The organism is Actinospongiicola halichondriae (assembly GCF_049103745.1).
Lineage (GTDB): Bacteria > Actinomycetota > Acidimicrobiia > Acidimicrobiales > Salinilacustritrichaceae > Salinilacustrithrix > Salinilacustrithrix halichondriae.
Genome location: NZ_CP171622.1, coordinates 3,037,974 through 3,059,874, shown reverse-complemented (window position 1 = coordinate 3,059,874; position 21,901 = coordinate 3,037,974). Strand labels below are relative to the sequence as shown.

General features: G+C 69.2%; 18 protein-coding genes. 12 read left to right on the top strand and 6 right to left on the bottom strand.

From position 1 onward, the window contains the following. Positions 1 to 9: 9 nt before the first annotated feature. From AB8619_RS15020 to AB8619_RS15005, 4 genes are all read right to left on the bottom strand, one after another. Positions 10 to 1,269: a glycosyltransferase gene (locus AB8619_RS15020; protein ID WP_436796392.1), complete on the bottom strand. Its 1,260-nt coding sequence runs from the start codon at positions 1,267 to 1,269 to the stop codon at positions 10 to 12. Between the two features lie 34 nt (positions 1,270 to 1,303). Beyond that, positions 1,304 to 3,499: a GH92 family glycosyl hydrolase gene (locus AB8619_RS15015; protein WP_436793445.1), complete on the bottom strand. Its 2,196-nt coding sequence runs from the start codon at positions 3,497 to 3,499 to the stop codon at positions 1,304 to 1,306. Between the two features lie 135 nt (positions 3,500 to 3,634). Then, on the bottom strand, positions 3,635 to 4,468 hold the full coding sequence (locus tag AB8619_RS15010; protein ID WP_436793444.1) for an enoyl-CoA hydratase/isomerase family protein: 834 nt from the start codon (positions 4,466 to 4,468) through the stop codon (positions 3,635 to 3,637). 59 nt (positions 4,469 to 4,527) lie between these two features. Beyond that, complete coding sequence (locus AB8619_RS15005; RefSeq protein WP_436793443.1) at positions 4,528 to 5,337, bottom strand: dienelactone hydrolase family protein; 810 nt, start codon at positions 5,335 to 5,337, stop codon at positions 4,528 to 4,530. A 94-nt stretch (positions 5,338 to 5,431) separates the two neighbouring features. Here AB8619_RS15005 and egtB point away from each other — a divergent pair, with 94 nt between their 5' ends. Beyond that, the gene (gene egtB, locus AB8619_RS15000) at positions 5,432 to 6,667 is read left to right on the top strand and encodes an ergothioneine biosynthesis protein EgtB (RefSeq protein ID WP_436793442.1); all 1,236 of its coding nucleotides are present in this window, start codon (positions 5,432 to 5,434) and stop codon (positions 6,665 to 6,667) included. Next, complete coding sequence (egtD, locus tag AB8619_RS14995) at positions 6,664 to 7,647, top strand: L-histidine N(alpha)-methyltransferase (protein WP_436793441.1); 984 nt, start codon at positions 6,664 to 6,666, stop codon at positions 7,645 to 7,647. The genes egtB and egtD overlap by 4 nt, the downstream gene beginning before the upstream one ends. A 22-nt stretch (positions 7,648 to 7,669) precedes the next feature. Here the strand turns inward: egtD and AB8619_RS14990 are convergent, their stop codons facing one another. Further along, positions 7,670 to 7,933 carry an anti-sigma factor family protein gene (locus tag AB8619_RS14990; protein WP_436793440.1) on the bottom strand — a complete coding sequence of 88 codons (264 nt, stop codon included), beginning with the start codon at positions 7,931 to 7,933 and terminating at the stop codon, positions 7,670 to 7,672. Next, on the bottom strand, positions 7,930 to 8,487 hold the full coding sequence (locus AB8619_RS14985; protein ID WP_436793439.1) for an RNA polymerase sigma factor: 558 nt from the start codon (positions 8,485 to 8,487) through the stop codon (positions 7,930 to 7,932). Before AB8619_RS14985 ends, AB8619_RS14990 begins: the two co-directional genes overlap by 4 nt. Positions 8,488 to 8,546: 59 nt before the next feature. Here AB8619_RS14985 and AB8619_RS14980 point away from each other — a divergent pair, with 59 nt between their 5' ends. From AB8619_RS14980 to AB8619_RS14935, 10 genes are all read left to right on the top strand, one after another. After that, entirely contained in the window at positions 8,547 to 9,029 is a 483-nt protein-coding gene (locus AB8619_RS14980; protein ID WP_436793438.1) for a cation:proton antiporter regulatory subunit, read from the top strand. Beyond that, positions 9,026 to 10,228 (top strand): cation:proton antiporter, encoded by a 1,203-nt coding sequence (locus AB8619_RS14975; protein ID WP_436793437.1) that lies wholly within the window; start codon positions 9,026 to 9,028, stop codon positions 10,226 to 10,228. The genes AB8619_RS14980 and AB8619_RS14975 overlap by 4 nt, the downstream gene beginning before the upstream one ends. Next, complete coding sequence (locus AB8619_RS14970) at positions 10,225 to 11,262, top strand: TIGR03857 family LLM class F420-dependent oxidoreductase (protein ID WP_436793436.1); 1,038 nt, start codon at positions 10,225 to 10,227, stop codon at positions 11,260 to 11,262. Before AB8619_RS14975 ends, AB8619_RS14970 begins: the two co-directional genes overlap by 4 nt. Beyond that, positions 11,259 to 13,517 (top strand): arylsulfatase, encoded by a 2,259-nt coding sequence (locus tag AB8619_RS14965; protein WP_436793435.1) that lies wholly within the window; start codon positions 11,259 to 11,261, stop codon positions 13,515 to 13,517. The genes AB8619_RS14970 and AB8619_RS14965 overlap by 4 nt, the downstream gene beginning before the upstream one ends. Before the next feature lie 8 nt (positions 13,518 to 13,525). Next, positions 13,526 to 14,758, top strand: a complete 1,233-nt coding sequence (locus AB8619_RS14960) for a phytanoyl-CoA dioxygenase family protein (RefSeq protein WP_436793434.1) — start codon at positions 13,526 to 13,528, stop codon at positions 14,756 to 14,758. 93 nt (positions 14,759 to 14,851) lie between these two features. Then, complete coding sequence (locus tag AB8619_RS14955; protein WP_436793433.1) at positions 14,852 to 16,270, top strand: hypothetical protein; 1,419 nt, start codon at positions 14,852 to 14,854, stop codon at positions 16,268 to 16,270. After that, positions 16,267 to 17,934: an ABC transporter substrate-binding protein gene (locus AB8619_RS14950; RefSeq protein WP_436793432.1), complete on the top strand. Its 1,668-nt coding sequence runs from the start codon at positions 16,267 to 16,269 to the stop codon at positions 17,932 to 17,934. The genes AB8619_RS14955 and AB8619_RS14950 overlap by 4 nt, the downstream gene beginning before the upstream one ends. 7 nt (positions 17,935 to 17,941) lie before the next feature. Next, positions 17,942 to 18,157 (top strand): hypothetical protein, encoded by a 216-nt coding sequence (locus tag AB8619_RS14945; RefSeq protein ID WP_436793431.1) that lies wholly within the window; start codon positions 17,942 to 17,944, stop codon positions 18,155 to 18,157. Next, the gene (locus AB8619_RS14940) at positions 18,154 to 20,283 is read left to right on the top strand and encodes an ABC transporter permease (RefSeq protein ID WP_436793430.1); all 2,130 of its coding nucleotides are present in this window, start codon (positions 18,154 to 18,156) and stop codon (positions 20,281 to 20,283) included. Before AB8619_RS14945 ends, AB8619_RS14940 begins: the two co-directional genes overlap by 4 nt. Then, positions 20,280 to 21,896 (top strand): ATP-binding cassette domain-containing protein, encoded by a 1,617-nt coding sequence (locus AB8619_RS14935; protein ID WP_436793429.1) that lies wholly within the window; start codon positions 20,280 to 20,282, stop codon positions 21,894 to 21,896. The genes AB8619_RS14940 and AB8619_RS14935 overlap by 4 nt, the downstream gene beginning before the upstream one ends. Positions 21,897 to 21,901 lie beyond the last annotated feature (5 nt).

The following is a 21,901-nucleotide window of genomic DNA, read 5'->3' as shown; positions in this document are numbered from 1 at the left end:
CCGCTCCGGTCAGGCGTCCACGGGCGCGAACAAGCGGTCGAAGACGTTGAGACGGTCGAACTGGAGCGCGAACTTGCGGGCCTTCTCAGCACGCGCTGCCCGCTCGGCCGGATTGATCACCAACAGCACCTCGTCGAGTGCGTCGGCGATGGCGGTGGGCGATCCCGGTGGGACGATCGTCGCACAGTCGCCGACCGCTTCGGGGATGCCGCCGGTCTCGGTCGTGATGATCGGACCGCCGCCGGCGAGCATCTTCTCGACGAGGGCGATGCCGAACGTCTCGACGAACTCCTGCATCGGTTTGCTCGGCAGCACGTAGGCAGCAGACCCGGCGAGCAGCATGCGCTTCTCGTCGTCGTCGACATCGTCGAGGAACACGATGCGGCCCCCCAGACCGGTCGCCGCTGCCTGTGCTCGGAGTTCCCCGGCGGCGGCGCCCGTCCCGGCGATCACCAGCGTGCGAGTGTGTGCGACGCAGGAGTGGGTGAAGCCCTCGATGAGGTCGTCGACGCCCTTTGCGGGGGTCAGCCTCGACAGGAACAGCACGTAGTCATCGCGCTCGAGACCCCGACTCGCGAGCGCCCGATCGATCTCGAAGTCCTCGATGTCGGTGAAGGTGCGGCTGTTCACCGCGGGATACGAGATGGTCACCCGCGCCCGGCACTGGTCGGCGAACGTCGTGCCGAAGGCCCGGTCCACCGTCTCGGCCGACTCGACGATGCACTGCTTCGTGTAGTCCGACACGGCGACGCACCGGTCGTGGCCGAGATAGGTCGCGTACACCTGGGCCGCGGCCCCGAAGCGACCCTCGTCGACACAGGACCGGACGATGTTGGTGATGTCGGACCCCACGGCTTCGGCGATCGTGGTGACGTCGACCGGCTTGCCGATCTGGCGCGCGATGTGGAGCGCTTCCATGACGATGTTGGCGTGCGGCATCAGGTACAGCGACATCGCCGTCGTGGGGACACCGTCGGTGAAGAGTTCGACGAGGCGGCCCACCATGCCGGCGACGTGCCGGCCGTCGGGGACCTTGTAGTCGCCGACCGGCGGGGGTCGCTCGACCGTGATGCCCGGCGAGTAGGCGAGCACGGTGTCCATCGGCTTGCACGGGAGATCGCCGAGCGCGTCGAGCGGCCAGGTCACGATCCTGACGTCGTCGAACCCGCGGAGGAGTGCAGCCTCGGCGAGGTTGCGTGCCTCGCCCGAATGGCCGCAGATGACCGGATCGGCGCGGACGACGATGACCAGGCGCTTGGTGGGTGTCATGGAGTGCACGGCGGCGTCCTCGGTTCGGTGACCGTCAGGTCGGTGGGTGGGAAGGGGGGCGAGTGTCGGTCGCCCAGTCGGACGGGTGGGGGCCGAGGTCGATCACGAGGTGGCCTCCTGCGTGGACGTCGGTGCCGTCGATCCACGAGCGATCGAGCGGGGCCCCGTCCAAGGTCGCGGACTGCACGTACTGCGGAGGGCCGTCGGGCGAGGGCTCGTGGTACCCGGTCGTGTCGATGATGAATTCGCCGCCGGCGACACGAAGTCGGGAACGGCGGAAGGCGGGTGCATTGACGAGGAAGAGGTTCTGACCGGCCACCGGGAACAACCCGAGCGTCGCCCACACGAACCACGAGCTGAGTCCGCCGGAGTCGTCGTTGCCGGGGAGACCGCCGCGGCCGACACCGAACTGGTTCTGGGTCACGGCATGCACGATCTCTGCGGTGCGATCCGGGCGTCCGGCGTAGTGGTACGCCCACGGTGCTTCCATGTCGGGTTCGTTGTTGAGACCTTCGAAGCGGTCGAGGGCGTACCCGGCGGCGAGTTCGCCGGCGTAGGGGGGCGCCCCGAGCTGTTCGACCGGGGGCTCGCCGAAGCCGAAGAAGCGGTCGAGCATCGCCACGAACGCGTCGTCGCCACCAGCGAGGTGGATGCGCTGGGCCATGTCGTGGAGCAGCCGGAACGAGTAGTTCCAACGGCCACCCTCGTAGTACGTCGAGTCGACGAGGAGTCCGGTCACCGGGTCGAAGGCATTGGTCCAGCGAGCGGCCATGGCTTCGAGCTGTTCGGCCAACTGCTGGTCCCCTACGCGACGGGCCACCCGAGCCGTGCAGTGGTAGCCGTAGGCGAGGTCGAGGGTGTGGGTGATGGGATGCGCCACGCCCTTCTCGAGGAATTCCTCGCCGTAGCCTCGCCGGAGGTCGGTGTGCAGGTGCACCAGGGCGTTGTCCCAGTCGATGCCGGCCAGCCCCAGTTGGCAGACGTCGGCCAGGAACGTGTGGGCCAGCGCGCTGGCCTGGCGGAAGAAGCGGTCGGCGCCACGCGCCATCCGGTACCCGATCGGCAGGTTGCCCTCCTCCTCCACCACCGACAGGAGTGCCTGTACCAACTCGACGGCTCGGTCGGGAGCGAGCGCCGTGAGCAGCGGCAGCTGCGTCTTGTAGATGTCCCACATGGTGCAGATGTCGAAGACAAAGGCGCCGGACGAGGGCCAGAACGGGCTCTCGTCCGCGGCGAAACACGGCTTCAGGAGCGAGTGGTACAACGCCGTCGCGAACACGGTCCGTTGCGCGCCTGAGCCACCCTCCACCCGCACCCGGTCGAGATGATCGACCCAGTCGCCACGTGTCGCTGCACGCCGGGCGTCGAAGGCGTGTCCGGCCTGTCCGCAGTCGGTGTGCAGGTTGGTGCGAGCACGCTCGACCCCGCGCAGCGAGAATCCCATGCGCAGCTCGACGGGGTGCCCGGCCTCGGTGGGCCCGATGAAGATGGCGCCGAAGGGACGGAGCGTCGTCTGGCGGATCGAGTCGAAGTCGAGACGGCTGCTCCCGGCCATCAAACGCCGGTCGTACCAGAGCATCTGGCGCCATCCCGGGGTGTCACACTCGACGTGCACCGACAGCGGCACCCCCTCGACCACGATCTCGCCCTGCAGGACCCCCGGTTCGACGCTCGCCAACGACGCCCGCATCGGGACCGTTCGCCCGTGCTCGATGTCGAGCCCGCCGAGCGAGAAGTCCACGACCAGACGGCTGTCGGCGTTCGTCGGGAACGTGTAGCGATGTATCGCGCTCTTCGGTCCGACGGTGAGTTCGCATCGGATTCCGGTGTCGAGGCTCGCTGCGTAGTAGCCGGGTTCCGCCGTCTCGTCCTGCAGAGCCCAACGCGTGTCGAGCGCGTCGAGCGGTTCGAGCATCGGCGAGACGCGGAAGTAGTTGTAGTACTTGCGGATGGCGCCCGTGCCCGACTGCTGGAAGTGGGTGAACCCACTGGCCTCGAGGCGGTCCCGGAGCGTGGCGGGTATGCCCTCGGTGCTCATGTGGTGACGCCCGTAGCCGGTCGGATACGCACCCGAGTAGGGGCACGCCGACACCATGCCGAGCGGTGCCGTCGCTCCCGGATGGGTGTTGCCGATCTGGGGCTTGGGCCACCACCACGCGGCGGCCAACCCCTTCGGCGGGGAGAGGTCGGTCACGTCGGTCCCGATGAACGGGTCGACGGCTTCGATCACCGGGCGGACCCGGTCACCACCGGTTCGGTCCCTGTGCTCGTCTCATGTCCCGGACGGTACGAGTGGCGTGTTCCGTGCGTGTTTCGCGTCGGTGAAGCCGATGTGCACCGTCAGTGACGCGTCACCGACCCGGGGTCAGAGGTCCTTCCACACCGGGGGTCGCTTCTCGCCGAAGGCGCGCATGGCCTCGACGACCTCGCCGTTCGCGCTGCACATGATCTGTGTGCGGTTCTCGATGTCGATCGCATGCCGCAGCGATGGGGCGTCGAGCGTCTGCCACATCGTCTCCTTGGTCATCCACGTGCCGAACGGGGCGTTGTCGCGGATGAGGTGGGCGGTCTCCAGTGCACGATCGACGACCGTGCCGTCGGGTACGACGTCGACGACCAGGCCCATGTCGGAGGCTTCGCGAGCATCGAAGATCCGAGCGGTCAGGAGGAGTTCGGCCGCCCGTGAGGCACCGACGAAGCGCGGGAGGAAGTAGCTCGTCCCCATGTCGCAGTTCGACACGCCGATCTTGAGGAAGACGGCGCCGAAGGTCGCGGACTCGGCGGCGACCCGGATGTCGCACGCGAGCGCGATGGCGAAGCCGCCGCCCACGCAGGCGCCGTTCACCGCGGCGATCCACGGCTTGCGCGATCGGTGGATGTGCTCGTTCAACGTGGCGATCTGGTCCTGGCCCATGAACTGTCCGACGACCGGGCTGACGCCCTCGGCCCCGGGCGGGGTGCTGTCGGCGCCCTGCATGTCGAGGCCTGCACTGAACCCACGGCCGGCGCCCGTCACCACGACCGCCCGCAGGCGAGGGTCGAGGTCGACGGCGGTCACGACCTTCTCGACCTCCTCGATGAGGAGCGGTGTGAGCGCGTTGAGGCGATCGGGTCGATTGAGCGTGACGAGGAGGATGCGGTCGTCCACCTCCTCGACGGTGATGGTGGTGAGTTCCGGGAGGGCGTCGAGTGCCTGCATGGCCACTGGCTAGCGCAACCGGGCTGCCGGATCCCGGACCGGCCGACAGTGGAGCCGGGTCAGGCGTCGAGCAGGCGGCTGCGGAACAGGTCGAGCACCTCGTCGACGGCGGCGCGGGTCTTCGAGCCCGGCTCGTCGATCAGATGCTCGGTCACGACCGAGTGTGGCGTCATCTTCGGCTCGGGGTTGGCGTCCTCGTCGTCGAGTTCGATGGCGCGGAACGCCGTCCCGAGTTCCTGCTCGAGGAACCGGAACCGCTCCGACGGAACCAAGCGGTCCGACGTGAACCGCATCCCGATGACCTCGAGGCCGGCCGCACAGCGGTCCTTGACCACGGCGAGGTCCTCGTCGGAGATGTCGATGGTGCCCTTGCGCTTCGACCCGATGGCCAGGGGCATCGACGGTTGGGAGAGCACCGGTGCCAGGAGCCGTTCGTCGGTGGCCATCGCGAGCGCGAAGCCGCCGGTGAAGCACATGCCGATGGCGCCGACGCCCGGACCGCCGCAGCGCTCGTGCTCGTCGCGGGCGAGCGCGCGCAGCCAGTCGATCACCGGTGAGGTCTTCCCGGTCGCCCAGACCGTGAAGTCGCGCGAGACGCACGAGGGCACGACGCTCTGCGCCATGTATCCGAGTGACGGCTTGCCATCGGGGGCCGGGTCGCGGCCCGGCTCGCCCATGAGGTGCGGCATCACGGCGGTGCAGCCGATGCCGACGACCATGCGGGCGAAGTCGGCGACCTTGGGGGTGATGCCCGGGATCTCGCTCATGACGATCACCGCCGGCCCGGAGCCGGAACGGAAGATGTCGCGTGTCTTCCCGTCGTGGGTGAAGGTCGTGCGTTCGAAGTCGTCCAACGGATCGTCGGCCATGAGTCCTCCCAGAGTCTCCGGCACCGTAGCTGTAGGACCCGTCCTCCGGTGCCGCGGACGGAAGGCACGCCGACGGCGTTACGGTGCATCAGTGATGGCTCTGCCGGGGACGCGCTTCTGCGAGGTCCGGGACCTGACCGAGGCGCTCGCCGCCCCGCTCGGCCCCGAAGACCAGACCGTGCAGTCCATGCCGGACGTGAGTCCCACGAAATGGCATCGGGCCCACGTCACGTGGTTCTTCGAGGAGTTCGTGCTCGGTCCGCACGTCGACGGTCACGAGCCGTTCCACCCGCAGTACCGCTACCTGTTCAACTCGTACTACGAGGCCGTCGGCGCCCGGCATCCGCGTGCCGCCCGCGGCGCGGTCTCTCGCCCCACCGTCGACGACGTGACGCAGTACCGGCAGGCGGTCGACTCGGCGATGGTGGCGCTGCTGTCCGCCGGCGTGGACCCCTCGCTCGCCGGATTGATCGAACTCGGCCTCCATCACGAACAACAGCACCAGGAGTTGCTGTTGATGGACGCGAAGCACGTCTTGTCGCAGAGCGTGCTCGACCCTGCGTATCGGGCCTTCCGCGATGCCACGGTCGGCATCTCGAGGCCGGTCTCGTGGATCGGGAATGTCGGTGGACTGGTCGAGATCGGGGCCGCCGACGACGGGTCGTTCTGCTACGACAACGAACGACCTCGCCATGCCGTCCACGTGCAACCGTTCGAGATCGCCGACCGCACCGTGACGTGCGGGGACTGGCAGGCGTTCCTCGCCGATGGCGGGTACGAGCGCCCCGAACTGTGGTTGTCGGACGGCTGGGCACTCGTGTGTGACGGCACCTTGCAGGCGCCGCTCTACTGGCGTGACGACGAGGGGACGTGGACGATCTTCACGTTGGCCGGACGCCGCGCCGTCGATCCGGCAGAGCCGGTCTGTCACGTGAGCTACTACGAGGCCGATGCGTACGCGCGTTGGGCCGGGGCGCGGCTGCCGACCGAGGCCGAGTGGGAGGTGGCGGCACGCGAACACCCCGAGGTCGACCCGCCGGTGCTCGACCTCGATCGGCTGCACCCCCGGCCGACACCGGCCGACCGTGCCGATTTCGTCGGTGGCGTGTGGGAGTGGACGTCGTCGCCCTACACGGCGTACCCGGGCTTCGCTCCGGGGCCCGGTGCGATCGGGGAGTACAACGGCAAGTTCATGGTCAGCCAGCAGGTGCTGCGCGGCGGGAGCTGCGCGACGCCTCCTGGGCACACCCGGACGACGTACCGGAACTTCTTCCCGCCACCCGCCCGATGGCCGTTCACCGGCCTCCGCCTCGCCCGAGGGATCTCATGACCGAATCGACCGCGGCACTCACCATCGACGTGCACCTCACCGAGGACGAGTGGTTCGAGACGATCTCGGCCGACTGCCTCGAGGGCCTCACCGCCAGCCCGAAGCGGCTGTCGCCGGTCTGGTTCTACGACGAGGACGGCTCCAACCTCTTCGACGACATCACACGCCTCGACGAGTACTACCCCACACGGGCCGAAGCGACGTTGCTGGCCGACCACGCCGAGCGCATCGTCGACCTCGCCGGTGCCGACACCCTCGTCGAGTTGGGTTCTGGCACGTCCGACAAGACCGAGCACCTCCTCGACGCGATGGCTGCGGCCGACACCCTCGAGCGTTACGTGCCCTTCGACGTGTCCGGGGAGACGGTGCGAGCCGCTGCCGATCGACTGCTCGACCGATACGACGGGCTGTCGATCCACGCTGTCGTGGGTGACTTCAACCGTCACCTCGGCGATGTCCCACGCGACGGCCGTCGGCTCGTGGCCTTCCTCGGCGGCACGATCGGGAACTTCGGGCCCGAGTCGCGACGGCGGTTCCTGTTCGACCTGGACTGCGTCATGTCGAGTGATGACCGGCTGCTGCTCGGCTGCGACCTGGTCAAGGACGCCGACGTCCTCGTCGAGGCCTACGACGACGCCGCCGGCGTGACCGCAGCGTTCAACCGGAACGCGCTCGCCCACGTCAACGATCGCCTCGGAGCCGACTTCGTTCCCGAGCAGTTCGACCACGTCGCTCGCTGGAACGCCGACGAGTCGTGGATCGAGATGCGCCTGCGGTCGACCTGCGAACAAGACGTCGACCTCGGCGAGCTCGGAGCCACGATCCACTTCGCGGAGGGCGAGGAGATGCGGACCGAGATCAGCGCCAAGTTCACGCCCGAGGGCATCACCGCCGAGCTGTGGGAGTCGGGGTTCGTCGTCGAGGAGACGTGGACCGTCGAGCCCGGCTACCTCCTCACCCTCGCCCGCCCCTACTGCTGACCCGTGCCGTCCGGATCGGACGTCAGCCGTCGCCGGCGATGAGCCTCTGGCCGAAGGAACGCAACCGGTCCATCGCCTCATCGCTCGGCTCGGTGGCCGACCGGGCGAGCGCGGCCTTGATCTGCAGGTACGTGTCGGCGCCGAGTCCGCAGCGCCGGCAGTCGTCGAGGTGGTCGGCGACGAGCACGCGGGTGTCGTCGTCGATCTCGCCGTCGAGGAAGCGCTGGAGGACCTTGCCGACCTGCCGGCACGACAGCGGACGGTTGCCGCTCGGGAGGCGTCTCATGATCCACTCCTCGGGACGAGGCCGTTGGTGTCGAGATGGTCGCGGATCCGGCGCCGAGCGCGATGGAGCCGGCTCATGACCGTCCCGACCGGGACGCCGAGCGAGTCAGCGGCCTGCTGATACGAGTTCCCGTCGAGGTCGACGAGTTCGACGACGCGACGGAAGCGGTCGGGGAGCGCGGTGAACGCGTTCTCGACCGCGGCGTCGAAGGTGTCCTGGAGGGCGTCGTCCTCCGCACTTTCGTGCGGCGTCTGCTGCTCGAGGATCTGTTCGCTGGACTCCGGATCACGTAGCAACTCCGGTCGCTTGCGGCGGACCCGGTTGACCTGCGCGTTGCGCAGGATCGTGAGGAGCCACGCTCGGGGGTACCGGCCGTCGAACCGTTCGATCGCTCGGAACGCCCGCAGCAGCGTGTCCTGCACGAGGTCCTCGGCATCGGTCGGGTTGCGCGTGATCGACATCGCGACGCGGAAGAGCACGTCGAGTTCGGGCAGCACGTACCGCTCGAAGAGGTCGTCCGGCGTCGAGGCCGGGCGTTCGTCAGTCGGTGCCACGTCGTGCAGAACCCGGTGGACCGGAGGAGCATTCCCCCGATCACACGTCACAATGGGGCATGGCTGACATCACCGAGGTCCAGCTCCCCGGCGTGGGAGTGCGCTACGAGTTCACCAGTGCCGACGGCGACAACGTCGGGGTGGTGTGCCACCACGGCGGCCGCCGCGAGGTCGTCGTCTACGCGAGTGACGACCCCGATCGGGCGCAGTCGATGCTGTCGCTCGGCGCGCAGGACAGTCGCACCCTCAGCGAGCTGCTCGGCGCCAGCCAGGTGAGCGAGGCGATGCACGCGATGGAGCAGCGGATCGAGGGCCTGGCACTCGACTGGATCGAGGTGACCGACGCGTCTTCGCTCGCCGGCCGGACGCTCGCCGACGGCGAACTCCGGTCGCGGACCGGCGCGTCGATCGTGGCCGTGATCCGGGGCGACACCACCGAACCGGCCCCGGGGCCGGACTTCGTGCTCGAGGCCGGCGACATCGCGGTCGCCGTGGGGTCCCCGGAATCGCTCGAACAACTGCGGACGACGCTCCGTTCGTGATCGCCTTGCTCGCTGCCGCCGGTGGTGACGCCGCTCTCGCGTTCGTCGAGATCGGGGCAGTCGCGCTCGCGCTCGCATTGCTCTCCCGCCTGGCCGGCCGGATGGGCATCACGGCGATCCCGCTCTATCTGCTGGCCGGGCTCGCCGTCGGCGAGGGCGGCGTCGCAACGCTCGACGTGTCGGAGGACTTCATCTCGCTCGCCGCGCAGATCGGAGTCCTGTTGCTGCTGTTCACGTTGGGACTCGAGTACTCGGGCGAGGAACTCCAGAGCGGCCTGCGCACCGGAGCGGTTCCCGGCATCATCGACGCCGTCGCCAACTTCGTCCCCGGACTCGGTCTGGGACTGTTGCTCGGCTGGGAGACCACGGCGGCGGTCCTCCTCGGAGGGGTCACGTGGATCTCCTCGTCGGGCGTGGTGTCCAAGGTGTTGACCGATCTGCGCAGGCTCGGCAACCGCGAGACACCGTCGATCCTCAACCTCCTGGTGATCGAAGACCTGGCGATGGCCATCTACCTACCGGTCGTCGCGGCGCTGATCGCGGGCCAGGACGCCGCCGCCACCGTGCTCACGGTCGTGGGCGCGCTCGTGACGGTGGGGGTGATCCTCGTCGGCGCCGTCCGCTACGGGAGCCGTCTCAGCGCCCTGCTCGCAGGAGGGAGCGACGAGTCGCTGCTGCTCACCGTGTTCGGCCTCACGCTGCTCGTCGGCGGTCTCGCCGAACAGGTGCAGGTGTCGAGCGCCATCGGGGCCTTCCTCGTGGGCCTCGCCCTCGACGGTCAGGTGCGGCACCGTGCCGAGGAACTCATCGGGCCGTTGCGCGACCTGTTCGCCGCGACGTTCTTCCTGTTCTTCTCGTTCCAGATCGAGCCGTCGACGGTCGCCGGTGCACTGGTGCCGGCGCTCGCCCTGACCGTGGTGACGGTGGCGACCAAGCTGTTCTCCGGCCACGTGTCGGCCGGCCGCGCCGGGATCGGACCCGCCGGCCGCATGCGCGCGGGAACGGCGTTGATCGCCCGCGGGGAGTTCTCGATCGTCATAGCGTCGCTGGGCGCGGGTCTCGCCGACGGCGAGGATCTGGGCGGTCTGGCCGCGGCCTACGTGCTGATCACGGCGATCGTCGGCCCGCTCGCAGCCAAGTACTCCGACTCGCTCCCTCGCCCGCCGAGACGTCGTGGGGTCCTAACGTCCGCGAGGTGACCTCCACCGCGCAGCAGTTCCCCGAGCTCGGCTTCTATGCACTCGCCGGCCAGCCCGAATCGTCCCGCGACATCGTCCGAGAGGTGATCGACGGCGAGGCCATGGGGCTCGGGACGGCGTTCATCTCCGAGCGCTACAAGCACAAGGAGGCGGCGACGCTGTGCGGCGCTGCGGGCGCGGTGACCGAGTCGATCCGGATCCAGACCGCGGCCACGAACCACAACACCCGCCATCCGATGGTGACCGCGGCCTTCGCGTCGACCATGCAGAGCCTCACGGGCGGACGCTTCGTGCTCGGACTCGGCCGAGGGATCACGCCGGTCCAGGACGCCTTCGGGATGTCGCACATCACGACGGCGCAGATGGAGGACTTCGCCGGGATCATGCGCCGGCTCTTCCGGGGCGAGGTCGTGTTCGGCCACGACGGCCCGGCCGGCAAGTACCCGATCCTGCACGTCGACTCGACGCTCGACGAACACCTCCCCATGGGGCTGGTCGCCTTCGGCCCCAACACGTTGGAACTGGCCGGGCGCTGCTTCGACGAGGTGGTCCTGCACACGTTCTTCACCGACGAGACGACGGCCCGCTGCGTCCAGACCGTCAAGGACGCGGCCGAGAAGGCCGGGCGCGACCCCGCGGACGTGAAGGTGTGGTCGTGCTTCGCCACCATCGGCGACCACATCGCCGAGGACCGGCGCCTCATGAAGACGGTCGGTCGTCTCGCCACGTATCTCCAGGGCTACGGCGACCTCCTCGTCCGGACCAACGGTTGGGACCCCGCGGTCCTCGAGCGTTTCCGCGCCGACGAGGTGGTGCAGTCGTCGCCCGCCCTCGACGCGTCGGCGACCACCGCGCAGCTCGAGCACGTGGCCGCGCTGATCCCTGACGAATGGCTGGCCCCCAGCGCGACCGGGTCGCCCGCCCAGTGCGTCGCAGCGGTCCGGAACCAGCTCGCGCTGGGCTGCGACGGTGTCATCCTCCACGGAGCGTCGCCGTCCGAGCTGGCGCCGATCGTGCAGGAGTACGCCGGATGACCATCGAGCTCTCGCTCGCCGACTCGACGTCATCGACCGCGCCCGCTCCCTTCCGTTCCGGCGCTCCCAACGTGGTCGTGATCGTGCTCGACGATCTCGGGTTCGGGCAGCTCGGCTGTTTCGGATCGGACCTCGCGACGCCGAACCTCGATCGTGTGGCCGAACGAGGGCTCCGGTTCACCAACTTCCACACCACCGCCGTGTGCTCGCCGACGCGAGCGTGCCTGTTGACGGGTCGCAACCATCACCGGGTGGGCATGGGGATGTTGCCCGACCTCCCGCTGAACTATCCCGGGTACACGGGCGTCTTCCCTCGCGAGGCGGGGACGCTGGCGCAGATCCTCCTCGACCAGGGGTGGTCGACGACCGCGATCGGCAAGTGGCACCTGGTGCCCCGCGATCAGCGAGCGACCGGACCGTTCGACATGTGGCCGACCCGCCTCGGGTTCGAGCGCTACTACGGGTTCCTCAACGGCGAGACCAACCAGTGGACGCCCAACCTGGTCCGCGACCAGAGTCACGTCGAGCCTCCCGCCGACCCCGATGACGGCTATCACCTCGAGGCCGATCTCGCCGACGAGGCGATCCGCAGCCTCCGCGACCACCGTCTGCATCATCCCGAGCGGCCGTTCTTCCTCTGGTACGCCACCGGTGCTCCGCATGCGCCGCACCAGGCGCCCGACGAGTGGCTCGACCGGTTCCGCGGGTGCTTCGACGAGGGCTGGGACGTGTGGCGTGAGCGGACCTTCGCCCGTCAGAAGGAGCTCGGCGTGGTCCCGGCCGACGCCACGCTCTCGGCTCGACCCGACTGGGTGGAACCGTGGGAGGAGCTCGACGAGGAGCGTCGCGGCCTGTACTCCCGCATGATGGAGGTCTTCGCCGGGTTCCTGGCCCACGCCGACCACCACATCGGACGTGTCCTCGACGAGATCGAACGTGCCGGCCAACTCGACGACACGATCGTCGTGGTGGTCTCCGACAACGGCTGCTCGGCCGAGGGTGGCCCCAATGGCTCGTGGAACCAACTCCGTCACTACCTCGAGGACACGCCCGACGACCTCGACGTCGAACTCGCGCACCGCGAGGACCTCGGCGGGTTCCGGTCCAGTGGCCACTACCCGTGGGGATGGGCGCTCGCCGGCAACACGCCGTTCCGTCGTTGGAAGCGGTACACGTTCGAGGGTGGCGTCCGCGACCCGCTGATCGTGTCGTGGCCGGGGGGACTCGCCGACCCGGGAGGCATCCGCACGCAGTACTGCCACGCCATCGACGTGCTCCCGACCGTGCTCGACCTCGTCGGTGTCGAGCTTCCCGACGAACTCGGCGGGGTGCCGCAGCTGTCGTTCGACGGCGTCTCGATCCGTGGTGCGCTCGACGATGCCGCCAGCGACGATCCCCGCACGCAGCAGTACTTCGAGTGCTGGGGGAGCCGGGCGATCTACCGCAAGGGCTGGAAGGCGGTGACCGACCACGTCAACCAGTTGACGGCGGCGGAGCGCGACAACATCGCAGGTAGTCCCCGCTTCGCCGACGACCGGTGGCAGCTCTTCGACACGGTGAACGACTTCTCCGAGTCGAACGACGTCGCGTCCGAGCACCCCGAGGTCCTCGCCGAGCTCGTCGCCCTGTGGCACGAAGAGGCCGACCGGAACAACGTCTTGCCGATCGACGACGGTCGCGACAGCCGGATCGCGCAGCTCCATCTCCCGTGGCTCGCCTTCCAGTCGACCTACCATCTCGAGCGGGGCGACAAGGTCCACGAGTCGAACGGGCCGGTCCTGTCGTTCGGCTTCCGGATGGTCGCGTGGTTCTCCGACGTGCTCGCCGAGGGGGCGAGCGGCGTGCTCTGTGAGCAGGGCGACTGGATCGCAGGGTGGGCCTGGTACCTCCGCGACGGCGCCCTGATCTGGACGCTGGTCTACGACGGCCGGGAGACACGCGTGGAGGCCCAGCTGCCTCCGGACACCCGGGTTGTGTCGGTCGACGCGACGCCCGGAGACGACGGATTCGCCATCGTGCTCCGTGCCGACGGTGAGGTGCTCGACGAGGCGGTCATCGGCGGGGTGTTCCCGCAGGCGATCGCGCCCGACGGGGCGTTCCTGACCGTGGGTCACGGACGTCCGTTCCCCGTCACCGACGACTACGTCCCGCCAGCACCTGCCCCTCCGGAGTTCGCCGGACTCCGCATCGATGTCGGAGCGCCGCCTCCGCTCGACTTCGAGGCCGAGTACGAACGTGTGATGCGCCACCAATAGGAGAAGCGATGAGCCTCGACACCCGAACCCGCCGCCGATCGGCCGTGCGCGACCTCACCGTCGGGGAGGTGTTCGACGCCGTGATGCCGGAGGCCGCCACGACCAACGGGTCGTTGGTCGCCGAGGGGATCCGCGTCGGCGAGCTCGGGCCACTGGCCCTCGAGTGCGACGGCCGGTCGGTGACCATCTCTGGCTCCGACGATGTCGTCTCCCTGGACCCGGGGAGTGCGGACCCGGCCGTGACGGTCCGCGTGACCCGGGAGGGTCTGTCGAACCTCGCGCAGGACCTGCAGACCCCGATGGGTCTGGCCATGACGTCGCGTGCCGAGATCATCGGTGGCTCGCTCGACGACTGGTTGGCGTGGGAGCCGACGCTGCACGCGCTCTTCGACGGCCGACGCGTGCACCGACCCGGCGCGGTCGACCTCCTCGACGCCGACGGTCGGCCGCTGGACCTCGATCGGTCGTTCGATCTCGGCGACGACCCGTCGGAGATGGGCCGGTTCCTCGAGCAGGCCGGATTCCTCCACGTCCGTGGGGTGTTCGACGGTGAGGAGATGCGTGCGGTCGGTCGAGACCTCGACCGGTGCCTGGCGGAGTCCTCGCCCGACGACGGTGAGTCCTGGTGGGCCACCGACAGCGACGGCCTGGAGCAGGCGGTGCGCGTGCTGTGGTTCCACGAGCGCTCCGAGACCTTGGCGGCACTGCTCGCCGATCGGCGGCTGCACTGGCTCCCGGACCTGACCGACGACGAGTTCGACACCGGCCACATGGGCGCCGAGGGTCTGGTCAAGCCACTGGGGATCACCCGCGGGTTGTCCGACCTCCCGTGGCACAAGGACTGCGGCCAGGGGTCGCACACCTACAACTGCAGTGGCCTGACGGTGGGGATCTCGGTGACCGGAGCCGACCGCCGGAGCGGGGCGCTCGGCGTGATCCCCGGGTCGCACCGAGCCAACACCGAGTCGGCGATGCGGTCGCCACGGCTCGACCTCGAGCCGATCCTGCTCGAGACCGCGACCGGCGACGTGACGGTGCACTGCAGCGACACCCTCCACCGAGCGCACCCTCCGGTCGATCGACCGCGGCAGGTGGTCTACACCGGCATCCCCCTCCGTCCGCTCGCCGGTGACGAGGACGGTGACTGGTGGAAGCCGAGCCGCGACGAGGCCCGCAAGGCACGTGCCGGCCTCAGCGACGTGACCGACCGGATCGACGCGGCTTCTGGAAACGCTCGTTGACAAACTGCTCCCCAGCCGCGAGGGTGGCCGCGGTCACTACTGTGCCTTATGTCACGTTTCGGGGGATTCGTGCGTGGGGCCTGGGGGAGCGAGATGGGAAGTGCCAACGGGGGGTGGACGCGGTCGAAGCTGACCGCTGCTCTGGCGGTCGCCTTGGTCGTGGTCGTCGGTTCGACGCCCCAGCCCTCGGACGCCCAGGAGGTCGCCGGTGTCGGGAACGGCATCGCCAAGGCCACGGCCATCGTCGCCAAGGTCGCACCGGGAGTCGGCGCGCTGGAGCTCGGCATCACCTCGGGGATCTCGGTCGCCGAGACGACCAATGCCCTCGCGCAGGCGCAGTCGCAGGCGGCTGACCTCGGGCTCATCGGCACGACGCTCACCTCCGAGGGATGTGGTGACGCGACGTTCGGGCCCGAGGACCTCCCGCAGCCGCTCCGGGTCGACAACCGGGCCGGAGACACGAGCGCAGCACGTGACGAGGTCGAGTTCGACGGCTCGGTGCTCGGCGGCGGACGACTGCAGGCGGCCGCCACGACGACGCCGGCCTCCTCCGCATCGGCATCCGGCGTCGGCTTCTCGATCGATCCGCTCCTCGACTTCGCAGGTGGCCGGGCCGACGCCTCGGCCGAGGTCCTCCCGGGCCGTGGCCGCCAGGCCGTCGCGGTCGTCGAGTCGTCGCTCGACATCGCCGGGCTCGTGCGGCTCGACGGCATGCGTTGGTCTGCCCTGCACCGCACCGGCGCCGAACGGGTCGTCGAGGGTTCGTTCGAGATCGGGTCGGCCGAGATCGGTGGCCTGCCCTTCCCCGGTGACGAACTCCAGCCGGTCGAGGACGCGGCCAACACGCTCCTGGCGCTGTCGGGGATCTCGATCGACTTCCCCGAGGTCCAGTACTACGACGAACCGACCGACCTCGTACGGGTGACACCGCTGCGCGTGGTGCTGCGCGACTCGCCGGCCGGCGGATTGATCCTCGGTCCGGTGCTCAACGCATCTCGCGCACAGCGCGAGCAGATGTTCGACGATCTGTCGGCTGCGATCTGTGAAGCGGCCGGTGTCCTCCTCGTCGGCGACATCGCCGTCTCCGTGGCCTCCGGCACCGGCTTCCTCGCCTTCGAGATCGGCGGCGCCGAAGCGATCAGCGGGGATTTCGTCGTCGGCGAGGTCATCGGACTCCCGCCGGCACCGGGGCCAGCGGTGCCCGGTCCGGACGGTCCGACCGCCGACCTCCCATCGGTCGGTGCAGCCCCGGACAGCTCCGGTGGCGGCGTGCCGTCGCTCCCGAACGACCAGGCCGCCGATGTCCCGCTCACGCCGGTCGCCGACGTCGGGCCGCTCGAGCGGGTGTGTGAGTCGGTCCATCCCTTCGACTGGCCGTCGTGCTCGCAGGGTGCGGCGCCGATGGCGGGTCTGATCGGCCTGGCAGCGACGGCCGCCATGTTCGGACTCGACCTCCGCCGTCAGCGCGCCGGTCGGGGCGAGTCGGTCGGCGTCGTGGGGGCCTCGACATGATGATCGAACTCCCGACCGAAGCTGCCCGTGTCGGACGCCCGTACCTGCCCGTCGCCGTGGCCGCGTTGGTGTTCTTGCTGATGGCATCGATCGTGTCGCCGATCCCGCGCGATCAGCAGTCGATCGCCGCTCCCGTCGACGTCCCGCTCGACGTACTCGACGGGGCGTCGCCCGGAGCGACCACACCCGGTGACCCGTCGGCCCCCGGCTCCGACGGACCGGGCGCTGCCGACCCGGGTGACGGTCCCAGTGGCCCGGGCACGTCGGCGCCCGACCAGGCGCCAGGTGCTGCCGGCGGAGTCCAGCGGTGCACCGATCGCGAGCAGCAGGTCCCGGGCGACCCGTACTCACCGCCGTGCCTGACCTTCAGCGGCGACAACGGTGGGGCGACGCACCGTGGCGTGACGGCCGACGAGATCGTCGTGTCGATCCGCACCCTCGAAGGGCCGTCGGCAGCCGAGATCTTCTCCGACATCTCCGGCGAGTCGGTGGCCTCGTCGGACGAGTCGGTCGAGGACACGCTGCTCGCGCTCGGCGAGTACTTCTCGACCCGCTATCAGTTCTACGGACGCACGCTGCGATTCGAGATCTTCCGCGGCGAAGGCAGCGGCGCATCCGAGCTGCTCGGCGGCGGAAAGGAGAAGGCGCTCTCCGACGCCGTTCGCGCAACGGAGACCGGAGCGTTCGCCGACCTCACCGGCATCACCATCCCGTACGCCGACGCGCTCACCCGTCAGGGCATCGTGAACTTCGGGGCGCCCTACCCCTCGCGCAAGTGGTTCGAGGAGCGTGCTCCGTACGCCTGGAGCCTCTTCCCCGACGGCACGGTCGTCACCGAAGCGGCCGTGGCCGACATCGTGGCGCGACTCCGCGGCCAGGAGACGGCCGAGTACGCCGGACCGAGCCTGCGAGGGAAGAAGCGGGTGTACGGGATCGTCGCACCTGAGAACGCCGAGTACCAGGAGTCGGTGAACCGCTACATCGAGCTCGTCGAGGCTGCCGGCATCGACATCGCGATCAACAACAAGTACAAGCTCGACATCTCGTCGATGCCCAACCAGGCGTCGAACATCGTCGCCCAGTTGAAGGACGCCGGCGTCACCACGGTGATCTGCGCCTGCGACCCGGTCATGTTGGCGTTGGGCATGACCCCGAAGGCCAACGAGCAGGGCTACGAGCCCGAGTGGCTCACCGGGGGACTCGCGTTCGTCGAGCAGGACATCGTCTCCCAGCTCATCGACTCGGAACAGTGGTCGCGTGCGTTCGGTCTGGCGTTCAACGCCGAGTCCGAGCCGCTCGGCGCGTCGTTCCCGTACCGGGCCTACAAGTCGGTCCGCCCGGGCGACGAGCCGGCGTTCGGCGTCGAGGAGATCTACTACCAGATGCTGATCCTGGCGATCGGCATCCAGATGGCCGGTCCCGAGTTGACGCCGGAGACGTACCAGGCCGGGATGTTCAGCTACCCCGGCGGCCAGGGCCCTCGCGGACACTGGAGCTTCGGCCCCGGGGACTTCACCCCGACCGACGACTTCCGCGAGATCTGGTGGGACCCGAACAAGATCTCGCCACAGAACAACAAGCCCGGTGCGTGGGTGCAGCTGGGCGGCGGAGCTCGGTACTTCCCGAGTGACGTGCCGGCCGGACGCGCCCCCTACTTCGAATGAGGCCGTGGTGACCACGAACGCAGCCCCGCCCCCCGACGAGACATCGGCCGAAGCCGTGCTCGATCGGCTCCGCCAGATGGACTCGGCGCGGCCGCTGCTCGGAGGTTTCGGGCCACTGGTCCTCGCCGCAGCACTCCTGCTCCTGATGATCGCGCTGGCGCCATCGGTGGCGCCCGAGCGCGTCATCGAGCGGCCGGTCGGCGCCACGGAGGTCGACCCGTGACCGCGCTCACGACCCTCCGCTCCCGGATCGAGACCGACCGGACCACGCAGGTCATCGTCGGCCTGTGCATCGCCTACACGGCCCTCTACTGGGTGCCGTGGTCGCCGCTGCCGGACGTCATGCCGTGGGGCGTCATCACCCAGGGCGTCATCTTCGGGACCTCGTACGCGCTGTTGGCGATGGGACTGATCCTCATCTACCGGACGACGCGCATCGTGAACTTCGCCTACGGAGCGATGGGCGCGATGCCGGGCTCGTTGTCGGTGGGGCTCTTCGTGGCCAAGGGCTGGAACTACTGGCTGGCCATCGCCGTGGGCGTCGCCGTCGGTGTCGCCAGCGGCGCTGCGGTCGACGTGTTCGTCATCCGACGCTTCGCCCGATCGTCACGGTTGGTCCTGACCGTCGCGTCGATCGGCCTGGCACAGGTCCTCGGCGCCATCGGGCTGATCATCGGCGTGGCGCTCGGCACCGACGCGTTGATCGGCAACATCGAGACGCCGCTCAGCGGGAGTTGGTTCGTCCGGCCGTATCCGGTTCGCGGCGACCACGTCCTCATGTTGGCCACCGCTCCCGCGGTGCTCGTGGCGCTCGGGTGGTTCCTGCTCCGCACCGACGCGGGTCGAGCCGTGCGGGCGGCGGCCGAGAACGAGGACCGGGCGTTGCTGCTCGGTGTTCCGGTGCGGCGTCTCCAGACGCTGGTGTGGGCCATCGCCGGTGGCCTGTCGACGATCACGTTCATCACCAAGGCACCGTTCACCGGTGTCGTCCCCGATGCGCTCGTCGGGGCCACGGCGCTGCTTCCCGGACTCGCAGTCGCGGTCATGGCCCGTTTCAAGTCGCTGCCGACGGCGGTCGTCGGCGGAATCTTCCTCGGCATCGCCGAGTGGACCATCCGCTGGAACGTCAGCGCCGAGTCGTTGTTCGACGTCGCGTTCCTCGTGGTCATCCTCGCGTCGCTGTTGCTGCGCAAGGAGACACTCAGCCGAGCCGAGGAGGGCGAGTCCGGCTGGGACAGCTCCGGGGTCCTCAAGCCCATCCCCGAACAACTCCGACGCCTGCCCGAGGTCCGGTGGCCGATCCTCGCCGTGGGGTGGATCGGTGGTGGCGTCGCGCTGATCTGGCCGCTCACGATGGCCGGCAGCACGCTGGTCACGGTCAGCTTCGGTGTCCTGTGGGGAATGGTCGGCGTGTCGCTCGCCGTGCTCACCGGGTGGGGCGGCAACATCTCCCTCGGCCAGTTCGGCATCGTCGGCATCAGCGCGATGGCTGCGGGCAACCTGATGATGCGGTGGAACGTCGACGTCTTCGTCGGTCTCGGCGGCGCCGTCGTGGCCGGCGCCGTCACCTCGGTGCTCATCGGTCTCCCGGCGCTGCGGATCCGCGGTCTCTACCTGGCGGTGACGACGATCGCCTTCGCCGTCGCGCTCGACTCGTACTTCCTCAACCCCGTGAACTTCTCGAGCTACGTGCCCGACACGATCATCCGTCCGACGTTGTGGAAGCGCTTCGCCCTCGACAGCCAGTGGGTCCTCTACTACCTGTGCGTGGCCGGGCTGGTGGTGACGTTGTGCGTCGTCCGCGCCCTCCGTCGGACCCGTCCCGGTCGGGTCATGATCGGAACCCGCGACAACGAGCGTGCGGCGGCGGCCCTCGCCGTGCCGACCACCCGAGTGAAGCTCCAGACCTTCGTCCTCTCGGGTTGCATCGCTGGTCTCGCGGGCGGCCTCTACGTGCTCGTGGCAGGGGGAACGGGCCAGGGGACCTTCCAGCCCGTGATGTCGATCGAGGTCTTCAGCTTCGCCGTCATCGGCGGTCTGGGATCGTTCGCCGGGACGTTGGCTGGTGTCTTCCTGTTCCGACTCCTCGACTTCGTGCTCGCACAGAGCGTCTCGGGCGACACCGCGGCGATCCTGCGGCTCAGCCTCACCGGCGGCGGGCTGTTGTTCATCCTCTACTTCCTCCCCGGCGGGTTGTGGCAGTTCGTCCAACGGTGGCGCGACCGCTACCTACGGTGGGTCGCACAGCGTCGCGGGATCCACGAGCCGAGCCTGGTGGCCGACCGTCGGGTCGACGAGGACGCCGCCCCCGAGGACGAGACCTCGGTCATCTCCGGAGCGTTGTCATGACCGACCCGATCCTCTCGGTCAAGGGGCTCGACGCCTCGTACGGCCCCGTGCAGATCCTCTTCGGCCTCGACCTCGAGATCCACCGTGGTGAGATCGTCGCGCTCCTGGGCACCAACGGCGCCGGCAAGTCGACGTTGTTCAAGTGCGTCACCGGCCTGTTGCCGCCCACGGCCGGATCGGTGGTGTTCGATGGCACCGAACTCGTGGGCATGGCCCCCAACGAGGTCGCCCAGCGCGGCATCGTGATGATGCCCGGCGGCAAGAGCGTGTTCCCCACGCTCAGCGTCCGCGACAACCTGCGCCTCGCCTCGTGGCTCCAGCGTGGTGACCCCGCCGCCGTCGCGGCGGCCGAGGACCGGGTGCTCGAGATGTTCCCCCGTCTCGGCGAGCGGATCGACCAGATGGCGGGGAACCTCTCGGGCGGCGAGCAGCAGATGCTCGCCATCAGCCAGGCGCTGATCCCCGACCCCGAGATCCTCTTCATCGACGAGCTCTCGCTCGGGCTGGCCCCCACGATCGTCGGACAGCTCATCGACGTCGTACGCCAGGTCCACGCTCAGGGGCTGACCGTGGTCGTGGTCGAGCAGTCGATCAACGTCGCACTCAACCTGGCCGAGCGCGCGGTGTTCATGGAGAAGGGTGAGTTCCGCTTCTCGGGTTCGACCGTCGAGTTGCTCGACCGTCCCGACATCCTCCGGTCGGTGTTCATCGCAGGCGCCGACGTCGACGAGGTCGTGACCGGCAGCGACGAAGACGAGCCGGCGTCGGTGCCGGCAGCCCCCGCGCGGGAGACACCGCCGGCGACGTCTCCTGTCGTCCTCGAGTGCCGTGACGTCGTGAAGCGCTTCGGCGGGATCACCGCCGTCAACCACGTCGACCTCGAGTTGCGCCAGGGCCAGATCCTCGGACTCATCGGACAGAACGGCGCCGGCAAGACGACGCTGTTCGACTGCGTGTCGGGATTCCTCGACGTCGATGCCGGACGCATCACGCTGGGCGACGAGGACATCACCGAGATGGCACCGCACGAGCGGGCCGCACGAGGTCTCGGTCGCTCGTTCCAGGAGGCGTTGCTCTTCCCGACCCTCACGACGGCCGAGACGCTGGCGATCGCCCGAGAACGTCAGCTCCTCACCCACAGCGTCGTGGCTGCGGCCACGGGTCAACCGATCAGCCGGGCCAGTGAGGAGCGGACCTCGGTCGACGTCGACTCGCTCATCGACCTCATGGGCCTCGGCGCGTTCCGCGAGAAGCTCACGGGTGAGCTGTCGACGGGGACGCGCCGTATCGTCGAGCTGGCGTGTCTGCTCGCATCCGACCCGCAGGTGATCGTCCTCGACGAACCGTCGGGCGGCGTCGCCCAGAAGGAGACCGAGGCCCTCGGCCCGCTTCTCCAACGGGTGCAGCAGTACACGGGAGCGTCGATCCTGGTGATCGAGCACGACATGCCGTTGCTGTCGTCGATCTGCGACGAGATGGTCGCGCTCGAGCTCGGTGAGGTCATCGCCCGGGGCACGCCCACCGAGGTGCTCGATCACCCGCGGGTGGTCGAGTCCTATCTCGGCACCGAGCTGGCGGCGATCAACCGGTCGGGCTCGATCGAGACGGCCTGAACGTC